At 70.0% G+C, this 9,852-nt stretch carries 9 protein-coding genes; 7 read left to right on the top strand and 2 right to left on the bottom strand.

The genetic code is table 11. From position 1 onward, the window contains the following. The first annotated feature begins 1 nt into the window (after position 1). From ACFE64_RS08715 to ACFE64_RS08685, 7 genes are all read left to right on the top strand, one after another. Positions 2–1,396 (top strand): pyruvate dehydrogenase complex dihydrolipoamide acetyltransferase, encoded by a 1,395-nt coding sequence (locus ACFE64_RS08715; RefSeq protein ID WP_375392070.1) that lies wholly within the window; start codon positions 2–4, stop codon positions 1,394–1,396. 50 nt (positions 1,397–1,446) lie between these two features. Continuing rightward, a complete protein-coding gene (locus tag ACFE64_RS08710) occupies positions 1,447–1,722 on the top strand; it encodes a hypothetical protein (protein ID WP_375392069.1) in 276 nt (91 codons plus the stop codon). Further along, on the top strand, positions 1,712–2,137 hold the full coding sequence (locus tag ACFE64_RS08705) for a PIN domain-containing protein (protein ID WP_375392068.1): 426 nt from the start codon (positions 1,712–1,714) through the stop codon (positions 2,135–2,137). The genes ACFE64_RS08710 and ACFE64_RS08705 overlap by 11 nt, the downstream gene beginning before the upstream one ends. 9 nt (positions 2,138–2,146) lie before the next feature. Then, positions 2,147–3,541, top strand: a complete 1,395-nt coding sequence (lpdA, locus tag ACFE64_RS08700) for a dihydrolipoyl dehydrogenase (RefSeq protein ID WP_375392067.1) — start codon at positions 2,147–2,149, stop codon at positions 3,539–3,541. Then, positions 3,538–4,701, top strand: coding sequence for a PDZ domain-containing protein (locus ACFE64_RS08695; RefSeq protein ID WP_375392066.1), 1,164 nt, complete (start codon positions 3,538–3,540; stop codon positions 4,699–4,701). The genes lpdA and ACFE64_RS08695 overlap by 4 nt, the downstream gene beginning before the upstream one ends. After that, positions 4,674–5,060, top strand: a complete 387-nt coding sequence (locus ACFE64_RS08690) for a ribose-phosphate pyrophosphokinase (protein WP_375392065.1) — start codon at positions 4,674–4,676, stop codon at positions 5,058–5,060. The genes ACFE64_RS08695 and ACFE64_RS08690 overlap by 28 nt, the downstream gene beginning before the upstream one ends. Positions 5,061–5,127: 67 nt before the next feature. Further along, positions 5,128–5,475, top strand: a complete 348-nt coding sequence (locus ACFE64_RS08685; protein ID WP_375392064.1) for a DUF3140 domain-containing protein — start codon at positions 5,128–5,130, stop codon at positions 5,473–5,475. A gap of 118 nt (positions 5,476–5,593) precedes the next feature. Here ACFE64_RS08685 and ACFE64_RS08680 read toward each other — a convergent pair whose 3' ends face one another. Continuing rightward, positions 5,594–7,954: a putative bifunctional diguanylate cyclase/phosphodiesterase gene (locus ACFE64_RS08680; RefSeq protein WP_375392063.1), complete on the bottom strand. Its 2,361-nt coding sequence runs from the start codon at positions 7,952–7,954 to the stop codon at positions 5,594–5,596. Between the two features lie 94 nt (positions 7,955–8,048). After that, the gene (locus ACFE64_RS08675) at positions 8,049–9,815 is read right to left on the bottom strand and encodes a fatty acyl-AMP ligase (protein WP_375392062.1); all 1,767 of its coding nucleotides are present in this window, start codon (positions 9,813–9,815) and stop codon (positions 8,049–8,051) included. Positions 9,816–9,852: the final 37 nt, after the last annotated feature.

Raw genomic sequence — 9,852 nt, 5'->3', positions numbered from 1 at the left:
GCTGTCGCCCACCATGGAGGAGGGGACGCTGGCCAAATGGCTGGTCAAGGCGGGCGACCAGGTGAAGTCCGGCGACATCCTGGCGGAAATCGAGACCGACAAGGCGACCATGGAGTTCGAGGCGGTCGACGAGGGCACGATCGCGTCGATCGCGGTGGCGGAGGGCACGGACGGGGTGAAGGTCGGCACGGTGATCGCGACGCTGACGCCCGAGGACGAAACTGTCGCCGATGGGACCGGCGCGACCCGGAGCGAGACGCCGCAGCCGGCCGATCCGGTGTTTCGCGGCCGCCCGGACCCGACCGATCCGAACGACAAGGGGAACGAGGGCCAGCCGGTGGCGCGCGACGCCGCGCAGGCGGAGGATCATGGCCTGCCGCCCCAGCCGGCGGCTTCGCCTGCCGCGCCCCCGCCCGCCCCGGACGGCGAACGGGTGAAAGCGAGCCCGCTCGCCCGCCGGCTGGCGGCGGAGAAGGGGCTGGGCCTGTCGGCGCTGACCGGCTCCGGCCCGAACGGCAGGATCGTCAAGGCGGATGTCGAGGCAGCCCTCCCCGGCGAAGGCCGGGGCCCAGTCGCGATGCCCTCGGCCGTAGCGGTGCCCCCTTCGCAGCAGCCCGACACTGGGCCGCGGCTTTCGCCGCGGAATGAGGAAGCCGCGCCCGTCGCTTCCACACCTGCGCCCAAGCCCGCCGCGATTCCGGACATTCCCCACGAGGCGACGAAGCTCTCCAACATCCGCAAGACGATCGCGCGGCGGCTGACCGAATCCAAGCAGACCGTGCCGCACATCTATCTGACGGTGGACGTCCGCCTCGACGCGTTGCTGGCGCTGCGGACGGAGCTGAACGCCTCGCTGCAGGCGCGCGGCGTGAAGCTGTCGGTCAACGACCTGCTGGTGAAGGCGCTGGCGCTGGCATTGATGGCGGAGCCCAAGTGCAACGTCATGTTCACGCCCGACCAGCTCATCACCTTCGGCCGCGCCGACATTTCGGTCGCGGTGTCGACGTCGACCGGGCTGATCACGCCGGTGGTGACGGAGGCGGACACCAAGTCGGTCAGCCGCATCGCCGTCGAGATCAAGGAGCTGGCCGGCCTCGCGCGCGACGGCAAGCTGAGGCCCGAACAATACCAGGGGGGCACCGCCTCGATCAGCAACATGGGCATGTTCGGGATCAAACAGTTCGAGGCGGTGATCAACCCGCCCCAGGGCATGATCCTGGCGATCGGCGCAGGCGAGAAGCGGCCCTGGGTCATGGACGACGACAGCCTCGGCGTCGCGACGATCATGTCCGCCACCGGCAGCTTCGACCACCGCGCCATTGACGGCGCCGACGGCGCGGCGCTGATGCGCGCGTTCAAGGGCCTGGTCGAGAAGCCGCTGGGGCTGTTGGCTTGATGCCCGGCGCGGCAAAGTGTATCTCATGGTGACACTTGTCGGAGCGGGCCATGCGAATGGGCATCAAGGAGTTTCGCGATCGCTTGGGCGAAGTGGCGCGCGGCGAGGAGCCGGTGCAGCTCACCGATCGCGGCCAGGTGATTGGGATCTACAATCCCTTGCCGCGCTGGACACCCGAGCGGCGGGAGCGGGCGCTGGCGGCGGTGGAAGAGATCAAGGTTATGCAGGCGGAGCTGCGAGCGTCAGGTATAGAGCCGCACGACATTCTCGCAGAAATGGGGCTTGATCCTTGGGGAGCGCCGCTGGAACAGGCAGATGATCCTTGATGCCAACGTTCTCGTATCCGCCGTTATCGGCAATTCGTTCGCGCTGATCGCTACGATCCAGCAGTCCGGCCACGACCTGTTCGTGCCGACGGAGCAATTTCGGGAGGCCGAGTTGAATGGCCTCCGACTTGCCGGCGAGCGTGGGATGAACGCTCCTCTACTGGTCAGCCTCGTCCTCAATCTGGTCCAGCCGGTGGAGACCGCCTTGTACCAGCGCTTCGAGCAAGCTGCTCGGCAAAGGCTGGACAGCGCCCTCAAGGCGCAGAAAGACTGGCCGCTGCTTGCGCTAGCGTTGGCGACCGGTGACGCGATCTGGACCAACGACAAGGACCTGTTTGGGACAGGCGTTGTCACCTGGAAGACGATCAACATCCAATTCGCTCAGGCCGCGACCTCGCCGCCCGAGGTCAACTGAGGTAAGCGCATGCCCGACACCTACGATCTCGTCATTCTCGGCTCCGGCCCGGGCGGGTATGTCGCGGCGATCCGGGCGGCGCAGCTGGGGATGTCGGTCGCGATCGTCGAGCGCGAGCGGCTGGGGGGGATCTGCCTCAATTGGGGGTGCATCCCGACCAAGGCGCTGCTGCGGACGAGCGAGGTCTATCATTACCTCACCCATGCCGGCGATTACGGGCTGACGGCGGAGAAGGTCGGCTTCGACCTGAAGGCGGTGGTGGACCGCAGCCGCAAGGTCGCGGGGCAGCTCAACGCGGGCGTCAAGGCGCTGATGAAGAAGAACAAGGTCACCGTCCATGAGGGCGTGGGCGCGCTGATCGGCAAGGGCGGGCTCACTGTCCGGCAGGGCGACAAGACCGTCGAGCTGACCGCCCAGCACATCATCGTCGCCACTGGTGCGCGGGCGCGCGACCTGCCCTTCGCCAAGGCCGACGGCGAGCGCATCTGGACCTATCGCCACGCGATGGTGCCGCAGGAGATGCCGACGAAACTGCTCGTCATCGGCTCGGGCGCGATCGGGTTGGAGTTCGCCAGCTTCTATCGCGACATGGGCGCCGAGGTGACGATCGTGGAGATGCTGCCGCGCATCCTGCCGGTGGAGGACGAGGAGATCTCCGCCTTCATGGCCAAACGCTTGGCCAAGGAGGGCATCCGCATCGTCACGGGCGCGGGGGTAGAGAAGATCGAGGTATCCGCGGACGGCGTGAAGGCGAGCATCAAGGGCGCGGACGGAAAGCTCGCCGTCGAGGACTACAGCCACGTCATCGTCGCGATCGGTATCTTGCCCAACACCGAGGAGATCGGGCTGGAGGCGCTGGGCATCGAGACCGAGCGCGGGCAGATCAAGGTCGACGGCTTCGGACGCACCAACGTCGAGGGGATCTACGCGATCGGCGACGTGACCGGTGCGCCGTGGCTGGCGCACAAGGCGAGCCATGAAGGGATCGTCTGCGTCGAGAAGATCGCCGGCGGAGACCCGCATCCATTCGAGACCTGGAACATTCCCGGCTGCACCTATTCGCGTCCGCAGGTCGCCAGCGTCGGGCTGACCGAAGCCAGGGCGAAGGAGGCCGGCCATGACGTGAAGGTCGGCAAGTTCCCCTTCATCGGCAACGGCAAGGCGATCGCGCTCGGCGAGGCGGACGGCTTCGTCAAGACGGTGTTCGACGCCAAGACCGGGGAGCTGCTCGGAGCGCACATGGTCGGCGCGGAGGTGACCGAGCTGATCCAGGGCTATGTGATTGCGCGGCAGCTGGAGACGACCGAGGCCGAGCTGATGGAGACGGTGTTCGCTCACCCGACGCTCAGCGAGATGATGCATGAGAGCGTGCTCGGCGCCTATGGCCGGGCAATCCACATTTGAGAGCGGCGGCTGCGCTGGCGCTGCTGGCGGTCGGAGCCGCCGACCAGCCGGCGCTGACGGCGTCGGACTATCGCGCCGACGCGCTGGCGCTCGATGAGCAGGTTACGGCGCAATATGCCTATCTCGATCGCTTTCCCGGCGGGGCGGCGCCTGCTTCGCCCCAGCTCGCGGCGGCGCGCGAGGCGGTCCACGATCGCGACAGTCTGCTCCGCTACGCCGAGGACAAGCTGGCGAGCCTGGCCGATCACCACGCGATCACCGGCGCCTCGTTCCCGGACGATTGGGCGATCGTGCCGACCTATGCCGATCTGTGGATCGTGCAGGCGCGGGGCGGCTTCCGGGTGGACGCGGTGCGTCCGGAAAGCCCGGCCGCCAATGCCGGGATCATGGCCGGCGACCGTCTGGTCGCGGTGGGCGCGCAGCCGGTCGCGGCGGCGGTGGCGGCGTTCTGGGCGGCAGTCGGTCGGCCCGGCGCGGCGGACGCGGATGCCTATGCGGCACGCGTGCTCGCGGCGGGGCGGCGCGACCGGCCGCGCGTGCTGACGATCGCGGGCAGGACGGGCGTGCGCACGCTCACGCTGCTCTCGCTCTACGCCGCGCCCGCGCCGAACCGGCCGCCGGTCGCGTGCCGGCGCGAGGGCGGGCAGGCGACGCTGCGTCTTGCCAACTCGCTCGGCGAGCAGGACACGATCGCCGCGTTCGACCGCTGCCTGGCGTCGCTCGCGCCGGGCGCGCCGATCGAACTCGACCTCACCGACACCCCGAGCGGCGGCAACACCAGCGTCGCGCGCGCGATGATGGGCTGGTTCGTGACGGAGGCCACGCCCTACCAGCTCCATCAGCTGCCCGCCGAAGAGCGCGAGACGGGCATCCCGCGGCAATGGCTGGAAGAGGTGCTCCCGCGACCCGGCAAGCATCATCCCGGCCCGGTGACGGTGCGCGTCGGCCGCTGGACCGGGAGCATGGGCGAGGGGCTGGCGATCGGCCTCGCGGGCATCGGCGCCAGGGTGTGCGGCGGTCCGATGGCGGGGCTGCGCGGCGCGGTCTACGACGTGGCACTGCCGAAATCCGGACTGGTGGTGAAGCTGCCGGCCGAACGGCTCTACACCATCGGCGGCACCCCGCGCGAGGCGTGGACGCCGCCGTCGTGCCGGCGCTGAGCGAGGCGACGGTCCTCGGCAATGTCGCGCACATCCGCGCCATGCTGGTCGAGGCGGCGCGGGCTGGCGAGGCGGTGAGCTATGCCGGGCTGCTCCACCGGCTCGGCCTGCGCTTCACGCGGCCGAAGATGCGCGCGCTGTGCCGGACGCTCGACCGCATGGATGAAGAGGGGCGCGCGCGCGGCGAACCGGAACTGGCCGTGCTGGTCGTGCGCGAGGGAGACGGGTTGCCCGGGCAGGGCTGGTGGATCGATCACGCGCGCCGCACGGGCTATGCCGGCGCGTGGACCGGCCCGGCCGCGCTGGCGGAGGTGGGCGCCGAGCAGCGGGCGGTGTTCGACTTCTGGTCGGCCCGGTGACGGTGTCCGCTGATCGGCTGCAACCTGCCGCCGGGCGGCTCGTTCAGCCGCCGCAGAGGAGTTGCAGATGGCCGAAGACGACCGCGCCGCCGTCGCCAAGGCGTTCCACGAAGCCGTCAACATGACCCCCGCCGCTCTCGAGAGGTGGCTTGCGACGCCGGAAAGCAGGGAAGTCGGCTGGAAGGGCCCGGATGGGCAAGGGACCGGCGAGAGCGTCGGTCACAAGGAGGGGGCGCGCATCGTCGCCGTCCTGCGCACGAAGCAGGCGGAGCTCACGGATGCCGACTTCGCCGACATGAAGAAGGTCACGGGCTATGTGCATCGCCACCTCGCGCAGGGCGGCCCGGCGGCGGACAAGGAGCACTCGCGCTGGCGCTACTCGCTGATGAACTGGGGGCATGATCCGCTGAAATGATCGTCATGCCGGCCTTGTGCCGGCATCCACGATCGCAAGCACCGGCGGCTCCGCTCCTGTTCCGAACGCTCGTGTGAGCCGCCGTGGAACCCGGCACAAGGCCGGGATGACGAGCGACCTATGCCGCCGAGCGTTCCTGCTGGCCGTGGCGGTTGGCCAGCGCACGGGCCTCCGCCACCGGCAGCGGGCGGCCGAAATAGAAGCCCTGCACCTTCGAACAGCCGAGCTCCTGGACCATCTCGTGCTCCTTCTCGGTCTCGACGCCCTCGGCGGTGGTGGCCATGCCCAGGCTTTTCGCCAGCGCGACGACGGCGCGGATGATCGCGATCGCCTCGCGCACGCCTTTCGACGCACCCTTGACGAAACTGCGATCGATCTTGATCGACGAGAAGCGCGTCCGCGAGAGATAGCCGAGCGACGAATAGCCGGTGCCGAAATCGTCCAGGCTGAGCCGGACGCCGAGATCGAGCACCCGGTCCAGCACCTTGGTCGCGCCCAGCTCCTCGTGCATGAACACGCTCTCGGTCACCTCCAGTTCGAGCCGCTCGGCGGACAGGCCGCTGTTGGCGAGGGCCGACGTCACGGTGGAGACGAAGGCCGGCGTCTGCAGCTGCTCGGGCGAGACGTTGACCGCGATGCGCACCGCCCTCGGCCATTGCGCGGCCTCGGCGCAGGCGGTGCGCAGCACCCATTCGCCGATCGGGCCGATCAGCCGCGCCTCCTCGGCGAGCGGGATGAACTTGGCCGGGGAGACGCTGCCGAACTGCGGCGACTGCCAGCGCAGCAGCGCCTCGAAGCCGGTCAGCGTGCCCGAGCCGGCGTCCACCACCGGCTGATACATCAGATGCATCTCGCCCTTGTCGAGCGCCTGCCGCAGCGCCAGCTCCAGCGTGCGCCGTTCCTCCGCCTGGACGTGGAGCGCCGGTTCGTAGGCGACGTACACGCCCCGGCCGGCGTCCTTGGCGCGATACAGCGCGAGGTCGGCCGAGCGGATGAGCATCTCGGCGGTGCGCCCATCCCGCGGGCCGGTCGCGAGACCGACGGACGCGCCGATAAACAGCGTGTGCTGGTCGACCTCATAAGGGCGCGACAGCGAGTCGATGATGGCGCGCGCCAGCTTCTCCACCGCGACCGTGTCGCTGGCGTCGCGCACCACCACGGCGAACTCGTCGCCGCCCAGCCGGCCGCACAGCTCGTTGGCGCTCATCAGCTGCTGGAGCCGCTCGGACACACGCGACAGCAGCCGATCGCCGACCGGATGGCCGAGCGTGTCGTTGACCGCCTTGAACCGATCGAGGTCAATCATCATGAAGGCACAGCGCCTGCCCCACCGATCGGCGTCGGCCATCGCGCGCACCAGCGTCTCGTTGATCATCAGCCGGTTGGGTAGCCCGGTCAGCGTGTCGAAGCGCGCCATGCGGTTGATCTTGTCGGCGGACGCGCGCTGTTCGGTAACGTCCGAGCCGACGCCGCGAAAGCCGATGAACGCGCCGCGCTCGTCGAAGCGAGGGCTGGCGGCGAGTTCCCACCAGCGCTCTTCGCCTTCGCGGTAGACCGGCAGCCGCAGGTCGCGGAAGCTGTCGCGCGCCTTCATCTTCTCGGCGAGCACGTGCAGCGCGTTGGCGAAGTTGCCGCTTTCCCAGGTCGGCCCGGCGAGCACCTGGAGGAAGGGCAAACCGTTGATGCTGACGGGATCGAGACCGCAGGCAAAGGCGAAGCGGGGGCTGGCCTTCACCACGCGGCGCGCCGCGTCGGTCTCCCACAACCAGTCCGCGCCCGACTCCTCGAACTCGCGCAGCAGCAGGCTGACCGTCTCGTCGCGCTCCTCCAGCGCGATCTGGCTGCGGCGGATCACCACCAGCGCCCGCGCCCGGGTGACGCAGATGACCATCAGGATCAGCGTGAACAGCAGCGTCGCGGCGGCCGCCGCATAGGCGTGGCCGAGGACGAGATGGATGGCCACGGCGAGGCCGATCACGCCCATGAAGACCAGCGTCGCCAGCGCGATCGGCGCGAGCGCGAGCGCACTGGCGGCCATCAGCACGGACAGGATCAGCCACAGGCCATAGCCCTGGCTGGAGGCGACCGGAACGTGGAAGAAGAGCGGCGGCGTCGCCCAGGCCAGCGCCAGCGCACCTCCCTCATACGCCGTCGCGCGCAGATCGCTCGCGGCCGCGTAGCCATCCCGCCGGTGGCGCGTGGCGAGACGACGGACGGCGACCAGGACCGACACCAGCACCGTCGCCGCCACCCAGGCGGCGAGCGGCAAGGTGCCGATACTGTCGCGGAAGATGGCGGCCGTGACGGTCGCGCCCAGCAGGCTGGCGCCGAGCAGGAACAATGCGAGCTCGCGCCCGGCATGGAGCTGGGCGGCACGGATGCTGCCCCATTCGGCACGATCGGGGCCGTCGCGCAGGCCGAGCAGTGCGGCGAAATCGATCTGCGCCGAGTCGGCGGGCGGGGAAGGCTCGGTGCTCACGCCGCGGCGCTAGCAGCGAGGAGTTATCGGATGGTTGCCGGGCGGCGCGGCCGGGCGAGGATTTTCGCCCGATCCCGATTCTATCGGCGCAGGGCTACGCCGCCCGCAGCGCGTAAGGCTTGATGTCGCCGCTCAGATAAAGGTTGCGCGCCTTGGCGCGGCTGAGCTTGCCCGAGCTGGTGCGCGGCAGGGTGCGCGGCGGGATCAGCTCGATGACGCAGTTCATGCCGGTGACGGCGCGGACGCGCTCGCGGATCAGGTCGCGCAGCCGGCCGCGCTCCGCCTCGTCGGAGCTGCGGCACTGGACCAGCACCGCCGGCGTCTCCTCGCCGCCCGGCGTGGTGATCGCGAAGGCGGCGATGTCGCCGGCCTTGAAGCCTGGCAGCTGCTCGACCGCCCATTCGATGTCCTGCGGCCAGTGATTGCGGCCGTTGACGATGATCATGTCCTTGGCGCGGCCGACGATGTAGAGATAGCCGCCCGACAGATAGCCCATGTCGCCGGTGTCGAGCCAGCCATCGACCAGGCAGGCCTCGGTCGCGGCGGGATCGCGGAAATAGCCGACCATCACGCTCGGCCCCTTGCACCAGACCTTGCCGATCGCGCTCTCCGGCAGCGGTGCGCCGTCCTCCTCGCGGATCTCGACCGCCATGTCGCGGACCGGCCGGCCGCAGTTGACGATGGCGCGGAACCGCTGCGGGCGCGGGCCGTCACGCGATCCCAGATCGCCGCCGCCGGACAGCTGCGTCTCCTCGACCAGCTCCACCCGGATGCCCTCGCCCGGCGGCATGATCGACACGGCGAGCGTGGCCTCGGCGAGCCCGTAGCTGGGCAGGAAGGCGGACGCCTGGAAGCCGGCAGGCGCGAAGGCGTCGACAAAGGCCTGCATCACGTCCGGCCGGATCATGTCGGCGCCGTTGCCCGCGACGCGCCAGCGGGACAGGTCGAACCGGTCGGAGACCGGCGTCTGCGCACCGATGCGACGCGCGCAGATGTCGTAGCCGAAGGTCGGGGAATAGGAGAGCGTGGTGCCGTCGTGCCGGCCGATCAGGTCGAGCCAGGCGAGCGGGCGGCGGGCGAAATCCTCGGTCTTCAGGTAATCGGTCGAGACCTGGTTGGCGACGGGAGACAGCAGGCAGCCGACCAGCCCCATGTCGTGATACCAGGGCAGCCAGGAGATGCAGCGATCGGTGTCCTGCACCGCCATGCCGTGGCTGTGCGCGGCAAGATTGTTGAGCAGCGCGCGGTGCGTGATCGCGACGCCGTGCGGGAAGCGCGTCGAGCCGCTGGAATATTGGAGATAGGCGACCGCGTCGGGCTCGGCCTGGGGCAGGGGCGCGTCGGGCGCGGGGCGGCCGGCGAACGCGGCCCAGTCGATCGGCTCCACCTCGGCGGCGATGGCGGCGGCGCGCGCCATGTCGGCGAGCTCGGGCGGAAACAGCAGCAGCCGCGGGGCGCCGCTGGCGAGCTGGACGCGCAGCTGCTCCACATAGGCGTCGCGGCCGCCGAACGAGGTCGGCAGCGGCAGCGGCACCGGCCAGGCGCCGGCATAGATGGCGCCGAAGAACAGCGCGGCGAACTCCGGCCCGGTCTCGGCGATCAGCGCGACGCGCTCCTCGGGACGGACGCCGGCGCCGATCAGCCGGCGGGCCGCCGCGAGCGCATCGTCGCGCAGATCTCTAAAGCGGTAGGCGCGGACCAGCTGGGCGCGGGCATCGTGGAAGTTGAGGCCTCGCAACCCCCGTGCGGCATAATCCAAGGCTTCGCCCAGCGTCCCGAAATCGGCGAAGCGCCGGGGGAGGGGATCGCGCGTGGCGGTGGGCTCGGGCGGGACGCGGCTGGCCTCGGGCGTGCTGGCCATGGCGCTCCTTCTCCCTGCATCGGGCGCGGCGGAGGAG

This window comes from uncultured Sphingomonas sp., assembly GCF_964250165.1.
GTDB lineage: Bacteria > Pseudomonadota > Alphaproteobacteria > Sphingomonadales > Sphingomonadaceae > Sphingomonas.
This window is presented reverse-complemented; position numbering and strand designations above follow the sequence as displayed.